The sequence below is a fragment of the Mesorhizobium sp. M0960 genome (assembly GCF_040319055.1).
Lineage (GTDB): Bacteria > Pseudomonadota > Alphaproteobacteria > Rhizobiales > Rhizobiaceae > Mesorhizobium.
This window is the reverse complement of the sequence record NZ_JAMYNN010000023.1, coordinates 42,809-65,882: the sequence shown is the minus strand read 5'-3', so window position 1 is coordinate 65,882 and position 23,074 is coordinate 42,809. Positions and strand designations below refer to the sequence as shown.

Below are 23,074 nucleotides of genomic sequence, written 5' to 3'. Positions count from 1 at the left end.
TTTTCCGCAATATGCCTCGGGGTTCTTGGGACCAAGTGAGCCTCGCCATGGAAGCGGACGGTCTGTCCGAATTAAGGGAAAGCAGATTTTTTGGACGCCTCACGATCGACATATGACCGTCTTCTGAACCGGATTTCGACGCGCGCCGCGCAAGTCGGCGTGATCGGACTGGGGTATGTCGGGCTGCCGCTGGCGGTTGCGATCGCACGCGCCGGCTTCCCGGTTTCCGGCTTCGACGTCGAAGCCCAGAAGGTCGAGAGCCTGAACAACGGCCAATCCTATATCGAGGCGGTGACCTCGACAGCCCTTGCCGGCCAGGTGGCGAGCGGACGGTTCCGCGCCACTGCGGATTTTGCTGAACTGGCCGTCTGCGATGTCATCATCATCTGCGTTCCGACACCGCTGACGAAAAACCGTGAGCCGGACCTCTCCTTTGTCAGGAACACGGCAGGCACCATCGCGAAGCATCTGCGTCTCGGCCAGCTGATCGTGCTGGAATCGACCACCTATCCCGGCACCACCGACGACGTGATCAAGCCCATACTGGAAGAAACCGGCTTGCGGTCGAAGATAGATTTCTTCCTCGGCTTCTCGCCCGAACGCGAGGATCCCGGCAACCGAAGCTTTGAAGTCGCGACGATCCCCAAGATCGTGGCAGGCGACGGCATTGAAGCGGCGACACTCGTTCAGGCTTTCTACCAGGGCGTGGTCAAGACCGTTGTTCCGGTTTCCACCACGGCGACCGCCGAGGCGGTCAAGCTGACGGAAAACATCTTCCGCTCGGTCAACATAGCCCTGGTCAACGAGTTGAAGGTCGTGCTCGGTGCGATGGGCATAGACATCTGGGAGGTGATCGAGGCGGCAAAGAGCAAGCCCTTCGGCTACATGCCTTTCTATCCCGGCCCCGGACTTGGCGGCCACTGCGTTCCGATCGATCCCTTCTACCTGACGTGGAAGGCGCGCGAATATGAACTGCCGACCCGCTTCATCGAGCTGGCGGCAGAGATCAACACGGCTATGCCGCGTCATGTGGTCGATGAACTGGCGAAGGCGCTGGACCGGCGCTGCGGCAAGGCGCTCAGCCGCTCGCGCATTCTCATCATCGGGCTCGCCTATAAGAAGAATGTGCCCGACATCCGCGAAAGCCCCTCATTGCGGCTCATTGAACTCATCGAGGAATGGGGCGGCAAGGCGGAATTCCACGATCCGCATGTTACGGAGATCCCGACCACACGGGAGCATATGGCGATCAAGGGGCGTCGCTCGGTCGAATTGACCGAGGCGGCCTTGAAGGATTTCGATGCTGTCGTCGTTGCAACCGACCACGACGCGATTGACTATCAGGCGATCGCGGATCACGCTCTTCTGATCGTCGACACACGCAATGTTTTTGGCCGCCTCGGGCTAACCCGAGAGACGGTGGTGAAGGCCTGACGGCGTCCGAGCCGGCGAATTTGTGGCGGATCAAGGAGATTTCGAGATAGCATGAGCACAGCGCAAGCAGAAATTTCTGCCATTCTCATGGATAAGGTTGCTGATTGGCTGACCCAATCGGCGCTGGCGGGCGACGACCTGGAAACATTGGTAAAGGGCTTTTGTGAACGGCTGGCTGCTGCCGGCCTGCCGTTGAGGCGGGTGCATTTGAGCTTTTCGATGCTTCATCCGCTTTATGACGCGCTTGGCTTCACCTGGCTCCGCGGCCAGGGCTTGGAAGTAGAAGGCTTCCGTCATGACGACGGCGTTCCTTCCGACAGATTCCTGACCAGCCCATACTACCATCTGCTCAGCCACAAACTCGACCATCTGCGGCGCCGGCTCGACCCGTCGGTGCCGTCTGAATTTCCTGTTTTCGATGACCTCAAGCTTATGGGCGTCACCGATTACATGGCTTTCGTCCATCCCTTCAGCGGCAACACCAGTCAGGGCATGATCGGGTCTTGGTCCACCGACAGTGCTGCAGGCTTCAGTGACAACATGATTTCGGCGCTGCTGCGGATCCAGAACCATCTCGCTATCGCAACCAAGATGGCGGTGCTCACCAAGCTCGCCGACAACATGATGACCACTTATCTCGGCGGCGACGCCGGCAGGCGGGTGCTGGACGGCCAGATCAAGCGCGGCGAGGGCGACACAATCCGGGCTGCACTGGTCATGGCCGATATGCGCGGGTCGACAAGGCTTGCCGAAACCTCCGGCCGCGAAATCTATATCGATACGCTGAACCAGTTTTTCGATGCCATTGCTGCACCTTTCAATCGCAGAGGCGGGCAGATCATGAGTTTCCTGGGGGATGGCTTCATTGCTGTCTACCCTTGCGAAAGGCACCGTGCGCAGTCCGAGATCGCCTGCCGGGCTGCCCTTGCGGCAGCGCACAAGGCCACCGCGCGCATGATGGATCTCAATCTGCGCAGAAAGGAGCAGCGGTTGGGCGACATTAAATTCGGCATCGGCCTGCATGTCGGCAATGTGATGTTCGGCAATGTCGGGCTTTCCGACCGGCTCACATTCTCTGTCTTCGGCTCGGCTGTAAACGAGGTCCAGCGCCTTCAGACCCTGACCAAGAAATATTCGCACAGCGTTCTCGCCAGCGAAGATTTCGCCGGCTATTGCAGCGCCAACAACTGGCTGACGCTCGGCAAGGAGGAACTGGCGGGCATCAAGCAGAAGCTGACGGTGCTTTCACCCGATTTGTCGGGTGCTCTTGCACTCGATGAAGACGGTGCGCTGGAGCCGATTTACGACCGAATATCGGACGCCGAGCAGGTCATGCTGCTTCATCGCGATGCCGCGCGGCTGTCGGCGGGCGACCCGAGGAAGCTCCAGTAACCGTCACGATCTGATCCGAACGCCTTTGGTATGCAGTCCGGTCGCCGGTTCCGCCGGGGAACTGGCGACCGTTTCGAATCCAAGTTGCTCTAGGCTGGCAATGCGCTAGTCTCGCTTTCTGGGCCTGCCGACCGGCAGGCCGCCAGAGTGGGGCTGGTGTGAGAATGAATTCGAGCGTTGATCTGCTGCGGATCGAGGATGTTGGCATCTCTTTTGCCATTATAGGGGGACCGTTGCATGCCGTCAGGCGTGCAAATCTTCGCGTCCTGCCCGGCAAGGTTACCGCGCTTGTGGGCGAGTCCGGTTCCGGAAAATCGGTTCTCAGCCAGGCAGTGATGGGCATTTTGCCGAACACAGCCCATGTTCGCGGCCGTATCCTGTTTTCTGATCCTGAAAAGCCCGGCACGACGCAGGATATCCTGCAAATGCCGCGTGACGGACCCGAAATCCGGGCGTTGAGAGGCAGCCGCATCGGCAAGATATTTCAGGAGCCGATGACATCACTGTCGCCGCTGCATACGATCGGCAATCAGGTGAGCGAATCCCTGCAGATTCATACGCCCATGGCTCGGGTGAAGCGCAAGGCGCTGACCGAGGAAATGCTCGGCCTTGTCGGCTTTCCCAACCCCAAGCGCGCCTATGACATGTATCCCTTTGAACTTTCGGGAGGATTGCGTCAACGCGCAATGATCGCCATGGCGCTTATCTGCCGGCCCGCCCTGTTGATCGCCGACGAGCCGACGACGGCGTTGGACGTCACCATCCAGGCGCAAATCCTGCAATTGCTGCGCGAGCTTCAGACGAAGCTGAACATGGCGATGCTGCTGATCACGCACGACCTTGGCGTGGTCGCCAATGTCGCCGACGAGGTGGTGGTCATGTACCATGGCGAGATCATGGAAGCGGGACCTGTGGAGGCGATATTCCGCCGGCCAGGTCACCCTTACCTGAAGGGCCTGATGGCAGCCGTTCCGCATTTCGACCTGAAGCCTGGCGAAAGGCTAAAGGCGCTCCGCGAGGTGCCGGTGAATGTCGGGAACCTGCTCGGCAAGCAGACGGCGCTGGCATCGAAGGGGCCGGACGACATCCTGCTGTCGGTCAGGGATCTGACAAAGACCTTCACGATCCGCAAGTCCGGATGGTTCGGCGGAGATCATCAAACCCCTGTTCGCGCCGTGGACGGCGTGAGCTTCGATATCAGGCGGGGTGAGTGCCTGGGTCTTGTCGGCGAAAGCGGCTCCGGCAAAACCACGGTCAGCAAGATCCTCATGCGGGCTGTCACCCCTAGCGGCGGCTCTGTGATCTTCAACGGCCGCGATGGTCCGATCGACGTCTTGGAAGCCGAGGGAGACGCCCTGCGCCTGCTGCGCGCGAAAATCCAGATGGTCTTCCAGGACCCGGTTTCGTCGCTTTCACCTCGCATGACGGTGGAGAACATCTTGAGCGAGCCGCTGGAAATCCATCAACGTGGCAATGCCGCGTCCCGACTCGCCACGGTCAAGAGCCTGATGCAGGCAATCGGGCTCGATCCGCGCTTCATAAAGCGTTATCCGCACAGTTTCTCCGGCGGGCAGCGTCAGCGTATCGGCATCGCGCGCGCGTTGGCGCTGGGACCTGAACTCCTGATCTGCGACGAGCCGGTTTCGGCACTCGATGTCTCTGTCCAGGCGCAGATTCTGAACCTTCTGAAGGACCTGCAGAAGGAACTGGGCCTGACCTACCTGTTCATATCCCACAACCTGGCGGTGGTGGACTACATGGCAGACCGCATCGCGGTGATGTGCGGCGGGCGTATCGTCGAGCTCGCGCCGCGCGAAATTCTGCTTAGGAAACCTATCCACCCCTACACGCGCTCACTGGTCGCCGCAGTACCTTTCCCCGATCTCGACAGGCCGATGGATTTCAAGACGCTGAAGCTCAGCGGCGCTTCCGACACCAGCGCATGGGGACCGCAATTCCGCGACGAGGGCGACGAGGATATGCTGTTGCCGCTCGATCTTGGCGGCGGCCACCTCGTGCTGGCCCGACGTTCGGCCGATGTCAGCGAGCTACGCCATTGATCAGCCGGCGCACCGTCCTTGGGCTCATGGCTTCGGCATTTCTGCCGGGCACGTTGCGCGCCGGCGATCTGGAGCCGGAATTTCTTCAGCCGCAGCTGAAGGCCAGGGCGCTGCCGGCACTCGCCGAACGCCTGCCCAAGCGCCCGCGCGCGTTGAATCTCGCTGCGATGGGCCGGCAGCCCGGCCAGTATGGCGGCACGCTGCGCACGATCATCGGCAGCCAGAAAGATATCCGGATGATGACGATCTACGGGTACGCTCGCCTGGTCGGCTATGACGAAAAGCTTAACTTGCAAGCCGACATTCTCGAAAGTTTCGATGTAGCGGATGATCGTGTCTTCACTTTCAAGATACGGGAAGGACATAAATGGTCTGACGGTAGCCTGCTGACGCCGGAGGATTTTCGCTATTGCTGGGAAGATGTCTGGCTGAACGATGAGCTTTCGCAAGGCGGGCTCGCCCCGGCCCTGCTGGCGGACGGCAAGCCGCCACGCTTCGAGATCGTCGATCCGTCGACGGTCCGCTATAGTTGGGATGCGCCCAATCCCGACTTCCTGCCCAAGCTCGCCGCTGCTTCGCCGATATCGCTTGTTCTGCCAGCCGCCTATCTCAGGCAGTTCCACAAGAAATACCAGGATCCATTCCGGCTCGCCGGCCTAATGAAGGAGAATCGGGCCCAGAAATGGACGCTCCTGCATATCCGCATGTCGCGGCAGTATCGCCCGGAGAACCCGGAACTGCCGACGCTCGATCCCTGGCAGAACCGGACCAAGCCGCCGGCCGAGCAATTCGTCTTCGAGCGCAACCCGTTCTTTCATCGAATAGACGAGAATGGCCGGCAACTGCCCTATGTTGACCGGATCGTCATGAATGTCAGCTCGTCGGCGATCATCTCCGCCAAGACCGGTGCGGGCGAGAGCGACCTGCAATGTATGGGAATTGACTTCAGCGATTACTCCTTCCTGAAAGACGCGGAGAAGCGCTACCCTGTGAAGATGCATCTCTGGAAACGCACACAGGGTTCGCGGCTGGCGCTGCTGCCCAATCTGAATTGTGCCGACCAGGTGTGGCGTGGCCTTTTTCGTGACGTGCGAGTGCGCCGCGCACTTTCGCTCGCTGTGGACAGGCGCGAGATCAATTTGGCTGTGTTCTACGGATTGGCGCAGGAAAGTGCCGATACGGTCCTGCCGGAGAGCCCGCTCTACCGGCCGGAATTCGCGAAAGCCTGGGTCGCCCATGATCCCGACCAGGCCAATGCCCTGCTCGACGAGGTCGGGCTTCAGGCGCGTGACGATGACGGCCTGCGGATACTTCCCGACGGACGCCCGGCGCAGCTCGTAGTGGAAACGGCCGGCGAAAGCACGCTGGAAACCGACGCGCTCGAGCTCATCACCGATCACTGGCGCAAGATCGGCATCGCCCTGTTCATCCGGACTTCGCAGCGCGACATCTTCCGCAGCCGCGCGCTTGGTGGCCAGATCGTGATGTCGATGTGGTCGGGCATCGACAATGGCGTACCGACCGCCGACATGAACCCGTACCAACTGGCCCCCACCGTCGACGACCAGCTGCAATGGCCGCTCTGGGGTGCTCACTACTTGTCTCATGGCAAGGTCGGTGAAGCGCCCGATCTTCCGCCTGTGGTCGAGTTGATGGCTTTACTCAAGCGCTGGAACGCATCGACCGAAGCCACGGAGCGCGCCGAAATCTGGAATTCAATGCTGTCGATCTATACCGATCAGGTGTTTTCGATCGGCACGGTGAACGGAACGCATCAGCCGATTCTGGCGTCCTCGCGGCTGCGCAATCTGCCTGACAAGGCGCTCTACGGCTACGACCCGACCGCCTATTTCGGTGTCTACATGCCGGATACATTCTGGCTTGGAGAGTCCTGAGCGTGCTTCGATATTTTGTCTGGCGCATCGCCGTGATGGTTCCAACGCTGCTGGTCATATCGGCACTGGTGTTCACGATCATCGAACTTCCACCAGGCGACTATTTCGACAGCTATGTTGCCGAGCTTCGGGCTCAGGGCGAAGCGGTGGATTCCGATCGCATCGAGATGATGCGCAAGGAATATGGTTTCGACCAGCCACCGGTCATTCGCTACTTCTACTGGGTCGGCGGGATGCTGCACGGCGATTTCGGCTATTCCTTCGAATATGAGCTGCCGGTTCGCGACGTCGTCGGGGACCGAATGTGGCTGACCGTGCTGGTTTCCTTCGTCACGATCATCTTTACCTGGCTCATAGCCTTTCCGATCGGCATGTACTCCGCCACGCATCAATACAGCTGGGGCGACTACGGCCTGACTTTGTTCGGCCTTCTCGGCCTTGCCATTCCGAACTTCATGCTGGCGCTGATCCTGATGTATTTCGCCAACATCTGGTTCGGCACGTCCATCGGCCATCTCATGGACCAGCAATATCTCGGCGAGCCGATGAGCTGGGCCAAGGCGAAGTCGATCCTCGCCCATCTCTGGATCCCGGTCTTGATCATCGGCACCGGGGGCACGGCAAGTATGATCCGGCGGCTGCGCGCCAATCTGCTCGATGAGCTACATAAGCAATATGTCGTGACCGCGCGCGCCAAAGGCCTTCATCCCTTCAGGGCGCTGGTCAAATATCCGCTGCGCATGGCGCTCAATTTCTTCATTTCAGACATCGGCTCTATCCTGCCGGCCATCATCTCCGGCGCCGAAATCACGGCGATCGTGCTGTCTTTGGAAACGACCGGGCCGATGCTGATCAAGGCGCTCCAAAGCCAGGACATGTATCTGGCAGGGTCGTTCCTGATGTTCCTCGCCTTCCTGACGGTCATCGGCGTCCTGATTTCCGACCTGGCGCTGGCGCTACTTGATCCGCGAATTCGTTTGCAAGGCGGCAGCACCAAATGAACACGCAATCGCCGCTGCCCGCTCCGGGTGCCCCACTGCAACACTACGTTTCCATCGCGCCCTTTGACCTGCAGTCGGTCGAGGTGATGACGCCGGAGCAGTCGAAGGTCTTTCAGGCGTCGCAGTTGCGGCTGATGTGGTGGAAATTCCGGAAGCACCGGCTTGCCGTCATATCCGGCATATTCCTGGCGGCGCTTTATTTCGGGATACTGATCTGCGAGTTCCTGGCGCCCTACAATCTGCACACGCGCAACATGGACTACATCTATTCACCGCCGCAGCGGGTGCACCTGTTCCACAACGGCCAGCTCGTCGGGCCGTTCGTCTATGGCCGTCAGATGACGCTGGATATGGACACGCTCAAGCGGAACTACATCGAGAAACAGGATGATGTTCAGCGGATCCGTTTCTTCTGCAAGGGCGACAGTTACCGGTTCTGGGGCCTGATCGAAGGTGACAGGCATTTTGTCTGTCCTGCCGAAAACGGCCAGCTCTTTCTGGCGGGCACTGACAGGCTGGGGCGCGATGTGCTCTCGCGCATCATCTATGGTGCACGCATTTCACTGACAATCGGCCTCGTCGGCATCAGTTTCAGCTTCCTGCTCGGCATTGTCATCGGCGGACTGGCCGGCTATCACGGCGGTATCTTCGACCTGATCGTTCAACGGATAATCGAAGTTCTGCAATCGATCCCCAGCATTCCGCTATGGCTGGCTCTGGCGGCGATCATGCCGATAACCTGGAGTCCGATCCTGATCTATTTCGGCATCACCGTCATCCTCGGGCTGCTCGACTGGACCGGACTGGCGCGGGCCGTGCGTTCAAAGCTTCTAGCCTTGCGCGAGGAGGATTACGTTCTGGCCGCGCAATTGATGGGCGCCAGAAGCAGCCGCATCATCGGGCGGCATCTCATTCCCGGCTTCATGTCGCATCTGATCGCGACGGCGACGATCTCCATACCCGGCATGATCCTGGGCGAGACGGCGCTGAGCTTCCTCGGGCTCGGCCTGAGGGCGCCGATAACCAGCTGGGGCATCCTGCTCACCGAGGCGCGCAGCGTCAGCGTCATCGCGTTCTATCCATGGCTGCTTTTGCCGATGCTCCCCGTCATTCTCGTCATCTTGGCGTTCAACTTCCTCGGCGACGGCTTGCGGGACGCCGCAGACCCCTACAAGTGAGATCGCTATTCCGCCGCGCGCCGTGCCGCCGACTCGACCCGGTATGGTCCTTGTCAGCGGCCTGTTCGCTTGTTGCAATGTTCATCGTTCGCCTCGGCAAGACTCGATCTGGGTTTAACACGTCGTCGTCGGGTTTCAGCCGCGAAACGCTCTGGTCGGGGGCAGTTGATTTCGTGGACTGGTTCAGGACATACAATCGCACATGAGTCGCCTCGACAGTTTCATCCGGAGGATGACCGCACAGCGCGACATACTCGATCATGTCTGCGCCGAGGTGGCGAAAATGGAGGGGCCCGTGCTCGAGCTCGGCCTCGGCAATGGCCGGACGTTCCACCATCTGCGCGAGCGCCTGCCCGGACGCCGGATCGTAGCGTTCGACCGCGCACTTGCCGCACACGCGAGCTCAATTCCCGAAGCTGAAAACCTCGTGCTCGGCGAAATACGCGAGACGGCGAGCAGGTTCATTGGCATCGACGCCGCTCTTGTTCATGCCGACATCGGCACCGGCTATGAAGATCGCGATGCAGTGACCTCTACCTGGCTTCCCGATCTAGCCGCGCGCCTGCTTCGCGTCGGCGGCATCGCGGTCAGCGGCACGCCGCTCGATCGCCCGCAGTTGCAACGCCTCCCGCCGCCGCCTTCGGTGCCCGTCGATCGTTATTTTATCTATAGGCGCGTGTGAGGGGCCGGGACGAGCCAGATTTTCGGGGGCCAAGTCTCCAGGGGCCGAGTCTTCAGGGGATCGTATATACCGCTATCTCCCGGTCAATGCCGCGCAGCGAGACCTCGTGGGGCACGGGCGTCAGCGCCTTCCTGTGCAACAGATCGGCGGTGAGATTGTCGTCGACCACCGCCCGAGTGGCGAAGATCGCCTGTGCGTTGGCAAGGTTCTGGACCCGCGAAGCAATGTTGACCGTCTGGCCGAAATAGTCCTGTCGCTCATTCATAGACACGGCGATGCAGGGGCCGGCGTGGACTCCGATCTTGAGCAGCAGATCCTCGCGCCCGCTCTTGTCGTTGAGCGTACGCATGGCATCGCGCATCCTGAGGGCTGCAGCAATCGCACGATCGGGCGTCGCGAAGGTCGCCATCACCGCATCACCGATCGTCTTCACCACCGCGCCTGCCTCCGCCGTGACGATCTCGTGCAGAACCTGGAAATGCTCGCGCACGAGATCGAAGGCTGAAAGGTCGCCCACCCGCTCGTAAAGCTCGGTCGATCCGCGCAGGTCGGTGAACAGGAACGTCAGGCTGGTGATCTTCAGGCGCTGGTTGATGTCGAGTGTATCCGTGCGATAGAGATCGCGGAATGTCTGGTTGGTGAGCAGGCGCTTGGCGGTCAGGAAGGGCCGGCGTCTACCCAGGAAATCATGCAATGCCTGGCCGGCTATGAAGACCGTCGGCAGCACGCGGGTGTCGGTCCTGTTTTCCAGCGAAATGCGCAACGGGCCGGGTTGCATCTCCAGCGTCTGGCTCTGGACATGGTCGCGGTCGAAGATCAAAGAGAGGCTCCGGCGCTCCTTTGTTGGTTCGCCCTTCCCGTCGATGAACTGCGCTGAGTGGGTGACCGGCTCGAAGACGATGATGAATTCGGACGGAAGCTGTATGGGCAGAACCGCCTTTTCACCGGGCGCAAGCTCGATATCCTCCAGCGAGAAAGCTTCCATCTTTTCCGCGAAATCCTCTTCCGGCAGATCGACGCCGGACGCCCAGTAGATCTGGCGGAAATATTCCGCCACCGGCAGTTCGTGTGGATTGTGGGCGGCAATCCTGCGCACGCGGGGACTGACGGTGAATGTCACCTCGACCATCTCGTCCAGGGTCGGTGAATAGCCCTCGGAGCACAGCGCGCAGGTGTATTCGTCCTTTTGGAGGGTTTTCAGCGTGGCGTTGGTGTCGAGCACGCCGCCACAGCCGGGGCACAGAACATTCCAGGAAATGTCGAAGATGCCCACCCGCGCCGCATGGAGAAAGGCGCTTATGGCGCGCTCCTCGTCGAGGCCATGCTTGCTGGCGAAGGCTGGCGCATTGATGCGGCAAAGTTCGTGGTCCTCACCCTCCGCGATGGTTCGTTTGATCGCGTCGATCGCCTGTGGATCGACATCGGCCGATTGTCGCAGAAGCGAGAACAGATCCTGAGCTTCGTTCATCGTGCAGGTTCCGGAAAATGCGCCCCGAGGCGTTTTGACCGGACCGGTCTTTGGTCCGAGTGCTCCATCTTACTTCGAAACCGACCGTACGGCCATTCGAATGGAGAAGCCTGGTGACCGTTCAATTTCCATTCGGCGGATTTTAACCGGCCGCAAGCAGCACTATGATGGTCCATGGAGCATTCATCTTTGGGATTTTCTCCCATGCCGACATCCAACAACCCGCCATTTCCCGCGGCCCTGCGCCTTTTCTCTGCGGTGGTCATCATCGTCCTGATCGTAGGCGCCGGCCTGTTTTTCGTGCCTGTTCTGGTCAAACCGGGCTGGCCTTGGGCCGTCACGCCGTTCAATGCGCGCTTCCTCGGTGGCTTCTACACCGCCGAAATGGTCGTGATGGCGGCGCTGCTGGTCTGGAATCGCTGGTCGCCCGGCAGGCTCGTGCTCGTCATGGCCTTCATCTTCACCGTCATCGTGTCGGTGGCTTCGTTCATCAATCTCGGTTATTTCAACTTCGAGCGCAAAGCGCCCTGGCTGTGGTTTTTGGTCTATCTTGCTTCGGTCGCGGTATCCGGGCTGTTCCTGTGGCGGGCCAGGGCCCGTCCTTCTGCAAAAGGCGTGACCTTAAATCCCGCATGGCGCGGCTACATGCCGGCGGAATCCGCGATCCTTGGGCTCTATGGCGTCGGCCTGTTGCTGTTTCCCCTGACATTCAGTGGCATCTGGCCATGGCCGATCGATGCCTTCCACGCTCAGGTCTACAGCGCCGTCTTCCTCGCCGGTGCGGGCGGTATATATCTGGTCTGGAGAAGCGCGCCGCGCGAGGAACTGCTGGTGCTCGGCTTGGCGCAGTTTCTGGTTGGCCTGCTTGCCATCCTCGGCGTCGCCATCACCGACGCTGCGGTGCACCGGATCGACTGGACAGCGACCGGGACATTGTGCTGGCTCGTCCTTTTCGGCTGGATCGGCATCAGCGGCGTCTTCAAACTCTACGCCGCCTCCCGGTATTTTAGCTCGCAATCGGCATCATAGGTTGCAGAGACGGCTGGATTTTCAGGTGACGTCCGGTGCATCGTACCGGGCCGATTGCCTTCGCCGGGAACGCCATGACCAGCACGACCTCGCCACCCTCCGAGAAAATCCAGCCGCAGCTCCGGTCCGTCCGGCCAAGCGATGCGGAGGCGCTTTGCGCTATCTTCAACATGCCGGGCTTCCGCTGGGGCACGCTCAGGATGCCTTTCGAGATGGTGGAGCAGGTGGCGCGGCGTATCGCCAAGTCCGGCCAGGAAACCACCTGGATCGTTGCCGAGCTGGACGGCAAGGTCGTCGGCCATGGCAGCCTGGTCGTGCAGGGTTCGCCGCGCCGTTCGCATATCGGCGAGATCAATATCGGCCTTGACGATGCCTTTGTCGGCAAAGGTATCGGCTCCGCCATACTTGGCGCGCTGCTTGACGTAGCCGACAACTGGCGCGCCCTGAAGCGGGTCGAATTGACCGTCTATGCCGACAACGAACCCGCCCTCCGTCTCTACAAAAGCCACGGCTTTGAGGTCGAAGGCCGGCATGTGAAGGCCGGCTTTACCGACGGGCAGTACCACGACCTCCTGAGCATGGCCCGCCTGCGGTTTTAAGATCCGCTGGTTTGGCCTTAACTGTTTAGCCAACCTAACAATTCGTGCCGAGTCGGCGAACAGGCGGTTGCTTATGGAGAACTCCGTAGGAGACGGTCATTTCGGCTCACACCATCTTGATCGAGTTGACGATCTATGTGTGGGCCGGCCGCATCCAGCAAGTCTGGTCTCCCTTGGCGTTTGCACCGCAAGCGGCTAGACGGGACCAATGACCGCCGTCCTTGACCCAACGCCTACGCCTCCGGTGGAAATTCTGGCTGTGCTGTCGCTGCTCTGCCCGGAGGTCGTGCGCGACATCGAGCAGAACTGGAATGCACCGGTTTCCGATTACGCCCGCCATCTGTGGCGGCCGGTGGCAAGGCCTGCATCGGCCCCGGCGATCGCTGCCCGATCGATCCTGCGCGAAGTCTTGCATCAGCGCCTTGGTGTGATGATGCAGCCTGACGAGATCGGCAAGACCCTCGACGAGTTCGAGTACAGACCGGTGATTCAGTCCGGCCTGCACTGCCTGCTTCTGATGGACCGGATCACCTTCGATGCCCTCCTGCTTGCCTGGCTCGGCGCGGTCGAAAACGGGCTGTCGGCCTTCTTCGGCTTCATGGGAACGACGATGACCATGGAGACAATTGGCCGGGAGGGGCCGGGATGGCTCGATGTCGGCGACGACAAGGTCAACCTGTTTGGCATCGGGCGCCACAAACTGTGCCGCAAAAGCGCCTGCGTGGCCGGTCCCGTTTCCCTCAACAAGCGCGCGCTTGAGGCGGTGGGCGATGAAACGGATGCCAGCCGCTGGCTGGGCACACTGCTTGCCAGCCAGGACAAGGTGTTTGGAACCGCCGCCGATGCGCTGACAGCCCTCAACGAGGATCTGGTCGCCAATTGGGATCGTGCCGGCATGGCCCTGCCGGTTTTCATCGATGATCGGCTCGCCGCGGCTGCCATGGCACGGCATCTAGAACATGACGGCAGCCTTCTTTCCAGGCTGCTCATTGAACCCGCAAGACGCCAGCGTCTCGAACATGCCTTGCAAGAGGCCGCATCGAGCCCGTTTGGCAGATTCCTGCCCAATGCCACGGACTATTTCTGGGGCATCCGCGAGGAGCGCGTGCGCAAGCTCGTCCTCGAGAACGGGCACCTGATCGAGCCTGACAGGCCGCATGGTCTTTTAATCCCGTTCGAGCGGCTGCATCTCAAGCAGGGGCTGCTGGACGGCGTGCTGCTGCCGAACTTGTTCCTGACGTTCCTCGTCCTTGCCATATTGCCGCGCGTGCGGGTCGTGGGCGGCCTGAGACAGATTGGCTATGTAGCGCTTTTCCACTCGATCCTTCTGGCCGTGCTAGACGAAAACGCGCCGGAAGAGCGCGATCTGGCCGCTGAGCTGCAGGTTCGGGAAAATGCCTGGGGCATGCGGGTCATCGATGAAAAGATCTCGGTCCGGGAGCAGCTTGCCGGCCTGCCGGAAGGGGCGCTCTTCCCGGACCTGCTCCGACAATACCGTTTGCGGACATTTGCCGAGACGACCGACGACCTGAAACTGGTTCGCGAAAACGCCCGATGGCGCAAGATCGGCCGGGCAGAGATCAAGCCGACCTGAGCCTCACTTCAAGCCTTATTTCAGGTTGATTTTCTGGTGAGCAACCGCAAGCGACGGCGACTATCGGTGAGCCTCTGGCGTCTGGTCCGGCCGCTTTCCTTGACGCTGATGCGTTTTGGGATTTCGACGACGGCTTCCGCCTCGACAGTCATATGGCTTGCCTGAGAGCCGTCTGCAGTTCAAGGCCTGACCTGACATGGCCTCACCTGTCATTGCACGACACCGGCCTTGCGGAACCCGTCCACAGCGAGTTCGAAATCGGCAATGACTGCTCTATCATGCTTTCGGACGTTCGACACTGTCACGCCGAGCGGCCGCTCTGGGTCAAACTTTGCCGTTTAAGGCGGCGCCCCGGAACGGGCAACTTGCGCCATATCCGGACCTTGCCAGTGATGCCGTGAATGTTAAGTCTCGGCTCCGATGCGGACGTTCCGCCCGAGTTCAAAGACTGACCGCGACCGTTCTGTGGCCTTCGCATCGACAGCGCCAATAAGCTGCGTCCCACATCCTACTCCTTGCGTCCATGGAAGGGTCGTTGTGAACCAAGCCCTACTGCCCGGGCTTGTGGGAAAGCCGATCCAGCGCGTCTCGAAGCGCAGTGGCGGCATCGTCACGCTCGTCAGCGGACATCAGCTCCGGTTCAAGTTCCAGCCTGAAGTGCGGCAGCTCGGTTCGAACGGCGTGACAAGCGCCGGCTAGATTGGCCTTCAGATCGATGACGCGGTAGGTGGCGACGGGATAGGCGATCCCCTTGACCTGGACATGCCCCATCTCCTCACAGTCGATCGTGTTCTTCACTTGCGCAAACGTCTCGTAGGAAATGAGGACGGTCCCCGGTGGCGCCTCCTGTTCCAGGCGCGAGGCGAGATTCACGGCGCCGCCGATTATCGTGTAATCCATCCGGTCCTCGCTGCCGAAGTTACCGACCGTGCAGTAGTCGGTATGGATGCCGATGCGGCAGCGCAGCGGTGTCTCAATTCCAATGTCACGCCAGATTTCGGCAAGTTCGCTCATCCGCTTTTGCATGGTGAGAGCCATCTGCACACACGCCAGCGCGTCCTCCTTGACGCCGCGCGTCTCAGGGTCGCCGAAAAACATCAGGATCGCGTCGCCGACATATTTGTCGATCGTCGCGCCGTGATCCGAAGCAATTTTCGACATTTCCGTCAGATAGTGATTGAGGAGCTGGGTGAGATCCTCGGATTCCATTTTGTCAGTGGTCTCGGTAAAGCCGGCGATATCGGAGAAGCATATTGTCAGTTTCTTCCGCTGGCTGGCGATTCTAACGTCTTGGCGGCCGGCGAATATCGAGCTGTACACTTGCGGCGCCAGGTATTTGGCCAGCTTGTTGGAAAGCGCCTCGAGAGCCGTGGATTTCTCTGCGAGGTTCTCCTCTCGTTGCTTCAGCTCAGTGATGTCCGAATAGACCGCGACCGTGCCGCCGGCGGTGATCCGCCGCTCGCTTATCATGATCCATCGCCCGTCGCCTCGCCGCTGCACCCACGGTTCGCCTGGGTTGCGGTGCCGGGAGAGCCGCTCGGCGACCCATTCCTCGAGCCGCCCCTCGGCATCCTTGATGTAGCCGCGCTCAGCGGATCGGCGAATAATGTGCTCGAATGTCGTGCCGGGCATCAGTTCGATCGCAAGGTCGCTGTAGAGCAGTTCGCGGTAGCGGCTATTGCTGAGGACAAGCCGGTCCTCCCCGTCGTACAGCGCGAATCCCTCGGAGATACTCTCGATCGCATCGATGAGCCGTTGGCGCGCCTCAGCGACATCGCGCAGGTTCTTTTCCTCGACCTCGACTGCGGTGTCCCGGAAGAGCCTAAGCGCTTCGGCCATCCGGCCGATCTCGTCGCGGCCCGCGGCAGGCAGCGGCGCACGAAGATCGCCGCCGGCGATTGCGAACATGCTTTGGCTCACCTCTCCCAGACGGGCGAGAAGGCTACGGTCGACATAGAGCCAGACAACCAGAACGGAACTCAAGAGGGTGAGAAAGGCGGAGCCAAGGACAACTCCGGTACCGTAGCGCTGGACCGTCGCGGCTTCGAGACCGGACGCGGTGATCTCGCGGTCTGCCGCGGCGACCAGGCGATCGACGGCAGCGGTGAGACTGCGCGACAGCCGATTGTTTTCGGCCAGAAGCTTTTCGCCCTCTGCGAGCACTGCTAGCTCGTCCTTGCGCGCCTTCGGGATGCTGTTCCCGCCGTCGATCAATGCCTTGAACTCGCCGACCCGCTGTTGGAAACGGGTTCGCAGCCTCTCGTCGATCTCGGTGGAAACCGTGTCGAGAACGGCGAGCGACCGGCGCAGCGGAAACAGGATCAACGTCAGATCGTCTGGCGTTGGCGCGTCCGTCGTCTTGACCAGCACGTCATTGACCGCCGATATCTCCTGCTGCGCTTTCTGCTGCGGAATGTAGGCCGCAATTGCCTGGACCAGGTCGGCCGCCGCCGCCGCACCGCGATCCGGCGCGAGCGACGTGTCGGCTGTAACCGCCTGCCATTGCTGGAGCTTGGAATTCATCACGAGGATACCGGGCGCCACAAGACGCTGGCTTGCATTTGTCGTAGCCGACAAGCGGCGTAACAGTTCTTCTTTGCGCGCCACCACTGTGAGGCGGGCGACAACAAGGTCGTCGAGGGCGTTGAGGTTGCGCCGCAGACCAAGAACTGCAGCCTCGATCTCAGCCACCACCGCCGTGCTAAGCGTGGCACCTTTGAGTGCGGCAAGCAGTTCCTCGAGGCGCGTCATCTCGACCCCGACCGCGGCGGAAACCTCGCCGTGCTGAGCTTTGCTGGTCGAAGTAAGTACGGCGGGCGCAGAGGCGGCTACCCGCTCTGCCTGGCGCGACAGCTGGAGGGACGCGAGCGCCAACGGTACCCGATCCTTGGTGATGCGGTCGACGACCTCTCCTACCTGGAGGAAGGCATAGAGAGCGGCCGCTGTCGCGAGTACGGCGAAGGTGCTGATGCCGAAAAAAGCGAGCAACAGACGGCCACGTATGCCGAAGCGTTCAAGCATAACGGCGACACATAGCTCTGAACGGTCCAGCTAACTCGATCTCCATCAGCTGTCTCAAGCGGCGACGGCATCGGCGGTGCTTATTCGACCGGCACGTACTCTCCACCTCGCCAGACGTACCATACCCAGTTTTGGCTCGTGAGATCGCCCTTGTTGTCAAAGTCGATACGGCCCAACACAGTATCAAATTGATTGCCGCGCAGCGCCGCTATCACGGCTTGGAGCTCTAGTGAGCCGGCCTTGTCCACTGCCTGCGACCAGGCCTGGACGGCGGCGTAACTGAGCAGCGTGTAGCCTGCGGGCTCGAAGTTTTCAGCCCGGAACCGCTCGACGACCGAGGCGGCTTCGGGATTTCGGCGAGCGTCCGCGGGGAACGTGAAGAGGGTACCCTCAGCCGCGGGGCCGGCGATCAAAGCAAATTCCTCGGTCGCCATGCCATCGCCTGAGACTAGCTGAACCGTGTAGCCGCGGTCGCGCGCAGCGCGAACCATGAGTGCGACCTCGGCATGATATCCGCCGACATATGCCACGGCGATGTTCGCAGCCTCTAGCGCAGCGATCTCGGCCGAATAGTCGTTCTTCGCGGGTGTGTATTCCTCGTAGATCGCTTCGACTACGCCGCGCTTGTTCAGCTGTTTTCGAGTCTCGTCAGCAAGACCCTTTCCATAAGTGGTGCCGTCATGAAGGATCGCAATCTTGCTGTTGCTCCAATGCTCGGCCAGGTAGTTGCCGGCCACGATCCCCTGCGTGTCGTCGCGACCAATGACTCGAAAAACGTTGGCGCGGCCTTGTTCAGTCAACAGCGGATTGGTTGATCCTGGTGAAATCTGCAAAACGCCCGCCGCCTCGTACACCTTCGATGCTGGGATCGAGGCTCCAGAGCAGTAGTGCCCGACGACGAGCACCACACCATCACCCACCAATTTCTGGGCTGCGGCGACCGCTTGCTCGGGATCACAGAAGTCGTCGGCCGTGATGAGCCTCATCTGCTGGCCGAGTACGCCACCCGTCGCATTGATGTCGGCCACGGCCATCTCGGCGCCACGCTGCGCCTGCTCGCCGAACCAGGCGAGCCGTCCCGTCATCGCAGATGAAACCCCAATCAGCACCTCCGCCCGCGCGGAGCTGAACGCGGCCGCGAGAACTAAGATCGCCATGGCGATGATGCGGTGCATGTGTGCACCCCCTTAACTGTAGCTTACGCCAATCCCGTCAGAGCCGACAGCCCCTTCGGCAAGCGCGGCTGTCTCGGCGGCGTTCGCGGATCCGACAACTATTGCGCCTTCAACAATGCCTGCCCGCAGCGCCCTGCCACCGGACCCACACTGATCGCTCGATGCCCATTTGCGCTGCCGCTTGCCGGTCGACGACTATCGGTGCATCCTTGCGAATAGCCTGGCCGTGAAGTGCGTGGCGAGGTCACGCCGGGACGGCCTCTAGTGAGGTCTTGTTCGATGGACTGCTCGGGCTGCGGTTTCGAGGTTGAGGGCGGTTACGCCTTCTGTCCGAGGTGTGGCAGGCGCCAGCCCGTGCCATGCGCCAGTTGCGGCTACCCCTGCGCACCTGATTTCGAGTTCTGTCCGAAATGTGGGGCAAACGTCGGTGCGCCCGCAAAAGTCGTCGAACGGCCTGCTCCGACACCAAGCCGGACCATTGTGCCGCCTTCTCGAACTCCATCGATGCTTCCGGACATCGAAAGCGAAGAAGGGCTGCATCCCTTCTCTGACGCCGATCGCCGGACGGTAACGGTCCTGTTCGCCGACCTTTGCGGCTTCACGACGCTCAGCGAGCAGCTCGACCCCGAGGTCATGCAAGCGCTGCAGAACAAACTGTTCAAGGAATTGACGGCGGCCGTGCGAAACTTTGGTGGTTTCGTCGACAAATTCATCGGCGATGCACTGCTCGCGTTGTTCGGTGCGCCGGTCGCGCATGAGGACGATCCCGAACGTGCGCTTCGCGCCGCTCTCGACATGATCGCCCGGACGGCGCGGCTCGGCGAAAGCACCCCCCACTCCGGCTCGCCTCTGTTGCTCCACATCGGCATAAACACTGGTCCGGTCGTTACTGGCGGATTGGGCATCGGCACCGCCAAATCCTATTCGGTGACCGGCGACACAGTGAATACGGCGCAACGCCTGCAATCGCTGGCCGCACCGGGTGAGGTGCTGGTAGGCGAGCTCACTCACAGACTGACCCGGCATGCCTTCTCTTACGAGTCGCTGGGTGATGTCGTGTTTCGCGGCAAGGCTGGCAGTGTGCTCGTCCATCGACTGGATGCACCGCTTGTGACGCCGCGTGCAGCGCGTGGGCTCGAGGCGCTCGGCCTCAGTGCGCCGATAATAGGTCGTGGTGCGGAGCTCAGTAGAATGATGGCGAGCCTTGACCAGGCGTGCAGCGGCTCGGCCCAACTCGTCCGCCTCGTCGGAGAAGCCGGTATCGGGAAATCGCGGCTGGTGAAGGAGTTCGTCGCCCGCGTCGGCGACGAGGATCGTTTTCGCAACGTCGCCGTGCGGCTGGCCACGTGCTCACCGCTGGGCGAACAATCATTTGGCGCCTTGGGCGCAGTGGTGCGCAGCGCTGCCGGGATGATGCAAAACGACAATGGGGACGAAATGCGGGGGAAGCTCGCAGGCTTGCTTACCGATCTCGGCCTGCAGGGCGAGGAGGCGAAGCGGCTGATGCCTTTGCTCTACCATGTGCTCGGCCTTGGCGACCCCGATGCCACCTTGCAGCATGTCGAACCCGAGCAGCTGCGGCGGCAAATTCTCTACGCAGTCCGCACAATCATCGAACGGCGGCTTGCGTTGTCGCCGCTGTTGATTGTCGTCGAAGACCTGCACTGGGCCGACGCCGTGTCGCTTGAGGCACTACGTTTCGTGATGGACAGGTTGGAGCGCACGCGGTTGATGTTGCTGGTCACGCATCGTCCGGCGCCGGATAACGACCAGCTCGACTCAAGTCGGGTCAGTCACACAGCGCTCAGGCTTCCGCCGCTCAGCAGTGATGACGGACGCAGCCTGCTGGCGGCGCTTTTCGGCGAGAGCTGGGTAAACTCCGCAGGAGGGCTTCTCGACCAGATTCTCGAGCGCGCGGGCGGCAACCCCCTTTTTTTAGAGGAGATCGTTCGCGGCCTTATCGATCGCGGTGTACTGATGCGAGAGGGCCAGCGATGGCGGACTGTGGCAGGCGAAGTCGCAACCGGCATCCCCGCCACTATCCAGGCAATGTTGCTTGCCCGCGTCGACCGGCTGCCCCAAGAGGTGCGCCGGTTGGCCCAGGAGGCCGCGGTAATCGGCCCGCGCTTCGATGCCACACTTCTGAAAACTGTGACAACCGACCCCGGCCGGCTCGAAGCCGGCTGCGAACTGCTTTGCGATGCGGAAATCATCGAGGAAGTTGCCGGATCAGGCTCGGTCTCGTCGCAAAGCTACCGCTTTACGCAAACATTGCTGCAGGACGTGATCTACCAGAATCTACTCCTGCAACGGCGGACCGACATCCACGGGCGGGTCGGAGCTGCCTTGGAGCAACTGTTCGGCGACAAGCCGGAGCGGCTCGAGGATTTGACCGTGCTCGGTCATCATTTCGCACAGAGCGCCGAGCGGGAGAAGGGCGCGCATTACCTGCAGGCGGCGGGCGATCGCGCTCGCATGATATACGCCAACGACGACGCCCTTCGTTTCTACGAGCGAGCACTGACTGCGTTGGGCGCGATCGGGCAAACACCGCTCAAACTGGCAATTGCAGAGCGCATTGCCGATTTGAGCGGCCCGGCAGGCCGCCGCGAGATCGCGCACCACCATTACGAAACGGTGTTGCAGGTATACCGCGAGTCGGCCAATCGCGTCGCGTCGGCGCGAGTTTTACGCAAGATCGGTCGGCTGCTCTGGGACGTCGGCAAGCGGGACGACGCAGAATCCCGCTATGCTGAAGCGGCAGCGCTCCTCGATGGAGCGGATGCCCCGATCGAGCAGGCGCATCTCTGGCAAGAACGTGGCCGACAGGCGTTCCGTAGCGGAGATCACGCTCTCGCGGCAAAATGGGCAGACGCGGCGCTGGATTGCGTACGCACTCTGACAACGGAGCATGTCTCCGAGGTAGGGCGTGATGCCACCCTTGTGACCGCCGAGGCACTCAATACCAAGGCTGTTGCGCTGGCTCGCCTTGGGCGAAACCGTGAGGCCGTGCGTCAGGTTGAGCATAGCATTGAATTGGCCGAAGCCGCCGGTCTACTGGGCGCGGCCTGCCGCGGCTACACCAATCTCGGCGTGCTTTACACGACCATCGATCCGGCGCACGCGATGGAGGTCTGTCGGCGCGGTCTTGAAGTGGCGCGCCATATTGGTGATTTGGGTTTCCAGGCGCGCCTCCTCGCCAATCTGGCGGTCGCTTGTTGTACTTTCACGGATCGCTGTCCAACGGAGGGCGTACCTGCTGCCGAGAAGGCCATCGAGATCGACCGGGCGCTCGACCAGCGCGAGCACCTGCCGGTGCCGTTGATCGTGCTTGGGCAGATCCACCAGTGCAACGGGCGTCCGGAGCTGGCGGTTGGCTTGTTCCACGAAGCACTGGACGTAGCCCGCGAAACGGGCGAACCCCAACTGCTGTTTCCGTGCTATGATGGTCTTGCAACGCTTAATCTCGACCTCGACAATCTGGCCGAGGCCGAACGCTACTTTTCCCTGGCGCAGGGTATATGCGCCCAGCACGGGCTCGACCCGGAAGCGCTTGTGGTGCTGCCTTTTCTCGACTAGCCGGGGTTGGAGGTGGAAAATGTCCGCGCGTAGTGACTTGGTACCGCTTCAACCGGGCGACCGTGCGCCGAACTTGATACTCGACGCCATTACCCAGGAAGGCAAGATCGCGCTTGACGACTTTCGCGGCCAAAAGCCGGTGCTGGTCGGCCTGTTTCGAGGTCTGCATTGTGCGTTTTGCCGGCGCCATATCGCCGCCCAGGCGCGGCTTGATCCGGAGCTGCGCGAAAAGGGCGTGGAGAGCCTGACGGTGGTCAACACGCCAATCGAACGGGCGCGTCTCTATTTCCGCTACCATCCGATGCCGAATCTGCTTGCGGCCTCCGACCCTGAACGCGCTTCACATCGTGCTTTTGGACTGCCCAATCTCGAATTCACCCAAAACGAGACGAACTGGCCGTACAAGGTCTCGATGGCAGCGGCAAAGGATATGCGGGTCGATATACCAGGCGAGTTGCCCGGTCCTATGGACCCCATTGCGGCCAGCGAAATCCTTAATAAGAGGGACCATTACGAACTGACCGAAGCCGACGAGCAGATGATGGCAACGGGACACGGACAACTGGTCGGTCAGTTCCTACTGGATCGGCAGGGGATCGTCCGCTGGAGCTTCACGGAGGTTCCAGAGGGCGGGCGATACATGTTTGGGGCGCCAAGCCCGCAGGAGCTGATGTCAGCCGTGTCCCAAGTGGCCCAATAGACTTGCGAACGAGGTAAACGGGCGCGGCACTGAACAAAAGCGGAACCAATTTGTTACAAATCTAACATTGGCCTCGACGAGCCAGAATGTACGGTCCTGGCAATGCTTTCTGTCGCCTCTGGACTAGCGATGTCCTCTGTGGATGGCTCCTGTATCGTGGGGTGGCTGCGACAGCACCCCTTCCAACCGTCAGAACGCTGTCGTCAACAACAACAATCTCGAAAGAGCGCGCAGCTGCGGAGCGTCTCGTCGATTGTATCTTGCGCA

15 protein-coding genes are annotated in these 23,074 nt (G+C 61.0%); 12 read left to right on the top strand and 3 right to left on the bottom strand.

Translation table 11 applies throughout. The features are described 5' to 3' along the window. Positions 1 to 90 precede the first annotated feature (90 nt). The 7 genes from NKH63_RS27910 to NKH63_RS27880 all read left to right on the top strand — a co-directional run bounded on the left by NKH63_RS27910 (position 91) and on the right by NKH63_RS27880 (position 9,642). Positions 91 to 1,434: a nucleotide sugar dehydrogenase gene (locus NKH63_RS27910; RefSeq protein WP_031193288.1), complete on the top strand. Its 1,344-nt coding sequence runs from the start codon at positions 91 to 93 to the stop codon at positions 1,432 to 1,434. A gap of 51 nt (positions 1,435 to 1,485) precedes the next feature. Beyond that, on the top strand, positions 1,486 to 2,826 hold the full coding sequence (locus NKH63_RS27905; protein WP_023716526.1) for an adenylate/guanylate cyclase domain-containing protein: 1,341 nt from the start codon (positions 1,486 to 1,488) through the stop codon (positions 2,824 to 2,826). A gap of 164 nt (positions 2,827 to 2,990) precedes the next feature. Beyond that, positions 2,991 to 4,886, top strand: a complete 1,896-nt coding sequence (locus tag NKH63_RS27900; RefSeq protein ID WP_352919698.1) for an ABC transporter ATP-binding protein — start codon at positions 2,991 to 2,993, stop codon at positions 4,884 to 4,886. Further along, complete coding sequence (locus tag NKH63_RS27895; protein ID WP_352919695.1) at positions 4,883 to 6,781, top strand: ABC transporter substrate-binding protein; 1,899 nt, start codon at positions 4,883 to 4,885, stop codon at positions 6,779 to 6,781. The genes NKH63_RS27900 and NKH63_RS27895 overlap by 4 nt, the downstream gene beginning before the upstream one ends. A 2-nt stretch (positions 6,782 to 6,783) precedes the next feature. Beyond that, positions 6,784 to 7,782, top strand: a complete 999-nt coding sequence (locus NKH63_RS27890) for an ABC transporter permease (protein WP_023716523.1) — start codon at positions 6,784 to 6,786, stop codon at positions 7,780 to 7,782. Next, positions 7,779 to 8,960, top strand: a complete 1,182-nt coding sequence (locus tag NKH63_RS27885; RefSeq protein ID WP_352482321.1) for an ABC transporter permease — start codon at positions 7,779 to 7,781, stop codon at positions 8,958 to 8,960. The genes NKH63_RS27890 and NKH63_RS27885 overlap by 4 nt, the downstream gene beginning before the upstream one ends. 202 nt (positions 8,961 to 9,162) lie before the next feature. After that, positions 9,163 to 9,642 carry a class I SAM-dependent methyltransferase gene (locus NKH63_RS27880; RefSeq protein WP_352919692.1) on the top strand — a complete coding sequence of 160 codons (480 nt, stop codon included), beginning with the start codon at positions 9,163 to 9,165 and terminating at the stop codon, positions 9,640 to 9,642. A gap of 52 nt (positions 9,643 to 9,694) precedes the next feature. On the opposite strand, the gene NKH63_RS27875 is transcribed toward NKH63_RS27880, so the two are convergent. Continuing rightward, entirely contained in the window at positions 9,695 to 11,110 is a 1,416-nt protein-coding gene (locus NKH63_RS27875; RefSeq protein ID WP_352919689.1) for an adenylate/guanylate cyclase domain-containing protein, read from the bottom strand. A gap of 204 nt (positions 11,111 to 11,314) precedes the next feature. Between NKH63_RS27875 and NKH63_RS27870 the strand changes: the two genes are divergently transcribed. The 3 genes from NKH63_RS27870 to NKH63_RS27860 all read left to right on the top strand — a co-directional run bounded on the left by NKH63_RS27870 (position 11,315) and on the right by NKH63_RS27860 (position 14,332). Continuing rightward, the gene (locus tag NKH63_RS27870; RefSeq protein WP_352547379.1) at positions 11,315 to 12,139 is read left to right on the top strand and encodes a hypothetical protein; all 825 of its coding nucleotides are present in this window, start codon (positions 11,315 to 11,317) and stop codon (positions 12,137 to 12,139) included. Positions 12,140 to 12,213: 74 nt separating this feature from the next. Next, positions 12,214 to 12,738: a GNAT family N-acetyltransferase gene (locus NKH63_RS27865; RefSeq protein WP_023716519.1), complete on the top strand. Its 525-nt coding sequence runs from the start codon at positions 12,214 to 12,216 to the stop codon at positions 12,736 to 12,738. 208 nt (positions 12,739 to 12,946) lie between these two features. After that, positions 12,947 to 14,332 carry a hypothetical protein gene (locus tag NKH63_RS27860; protein WP_352493866.1) on the top strand — a complete coding sequence of 462 codons (1,386 nt, stop codon included), beginning with the start codon at positions 12,947 to 12,949 and terminating at the stop codon, positions 14,330 to 14,332. Positions 14,333 to 14,881: 549 nt separating this feature from the next. On the opposite strand, the gene NKH63_RS27855 is transcribed toward NKH63_RS27860, so the two are convergent. Beyond that, positions 14,882 to 17,353, bottom strand: a complete 2,472-nt coding sequence (locus NKH63_RS27855) for an adenylate/guanylate cyclase domain-containing protein (RefSeq protein ID WP_352590478.1) — start codon at positions 17,351 to 17,353, stop codon at positions 14,882 to 14,884. Between the two features lie 80 nt (positions 17,354 to 17,433). Beyond that, positions 17,434 to 18,528: a branched-chain amino acid ABC transporter substrate-binding protein gene (locus NKH63_RS27850; RefSeq protein WP_352482327.1), complete on the bottom strand. Its 1,095-nt coding sequence runs from the start codon at positions 18,526 to 18,528 to the stop codon at positions 17,434 to 17,436. A gap of 279 nt (positions 18,529 to 18,807) precedes the next feature. On the opposite strand from NKH63_RS27850, the gene NKH63_RS27845 reads away from it, so the two are divergent. Continuing rightward, complete coding sequence (locus tag NKH63_RS27845) at positions 18,808 to 22,107, top strand: ATP-binding protein (protein ID WP_352919686.1); 3,300 nt, start codon at positions 18,808 to 18,810, stop codon at positions 22,105 to 22,107. A gap of 19 nt (positions 22,108 to 22,126) precedes the next feature. After that, positions 22,127 to 22,807, top strand: coding sequence for a redoxin domain-containing protein (locus NKH63_RS27840; protein ID WP_023716514.1), 681 nt, complete (start codon positions 22,127 to 22,129; stop codon positions 22,805 to 22,807). Positions 22,808 to 23,074 lie beyond the last annotated feature (267 nt).

What these genes read in the sequence shown, in the direction of transcription:
- NKH63_RS27880 (WP_352919692.1), top strand. Translation starts at nt 9,163, where the DNA reads ATGAGTCGCCTCGACAGTTTCATCCGGAGGATGACCGCACAGCGCGAC.
- NKH63_RS27840 (WP_023716514.1), top strand. Translation starts at nt 22,127, where the DNA reads ATGTCCGCGCGTAGTGACTTGGTACCGCTTCAACCGGGCGACCGTGCG.
- NKH63_RS27900 (WP_352919698.1), top strand. Translation starts at nt 2,991, where the DNA reads ATGAATTCGAGCGTTGATCTGCTGCGGATCGAGGATGTTGGCATCTCT.
- NKH63_RS27860 (WP_352493866.1), top strand. Translation starts at nt 12,947, where the DNA reads ATGACCGCCGTCCTTGACCCAACGCCTACGCCTCCGGTGGAAATTCTG.
- NKH63_RS27855 (WP_352590478.1), bottom strand. Translation starts at nt 17,353, where the DNA reads ATGCTTGAACGCTTCGGCATACGTGGCCGTCTGTTGCTCGCTTTTTTC.
- NKH63_RS27875 (WP_352919689.1), bottom strand. Translation starts at nt 11,110, where the DNA reads ATGAACGAAGCTCAGGATCTGTTCTCGCTTCTGCGACAATCGGCCGAT.
- NKH63_RS27870 (WP_352547379.1), top strand. Translation starts at nt 11,315, where the DNA reads ATGCCGACATCCAACAACCCGCCATTTCCCGCGGCCCTGCGCCTTTTC.
- NKH63_RS27905 (WP_023716526.1), top strand. Translation starts at nt 1,486, where the DNA reads ATGAGCACAGCGCAAGCAGAAATTTCTGCCATTCTCATGGATAAGGTT.
- NKH63_RS27845 (WP_352919686.1), top strand. Translation starts at nt 18,808, where the DNA reads ATGGACTGCTCGGGCTGCGGTTTCGAGGTTGAGGGCGGTTACGCCTTC.
- NKH63_RS27850 (WP_352482327.1), bottom strand. Translation starts at nt 18,528, where the DNA reads ATGCACCGCATCATCGCCATGGCGATCTTAGTTCTCGCGGCCGCGTTC.
- NKH63_RS27865 (WP_023716519.1), top strand. Translation starts at nt 12,214, where the DNA reads ATGACCAGCACGACCTCGCCACCCTCCGAGAAAATCCAGCCGCAGCTC.
- NKH63_RS27885 (WP_352482321.1), top strand. Translation starts at nt 7,779, where the DNA reads ATGAACACGCAATCGCCGCTGCCCGCTCCGGGTGCCCCACTGCAACAC.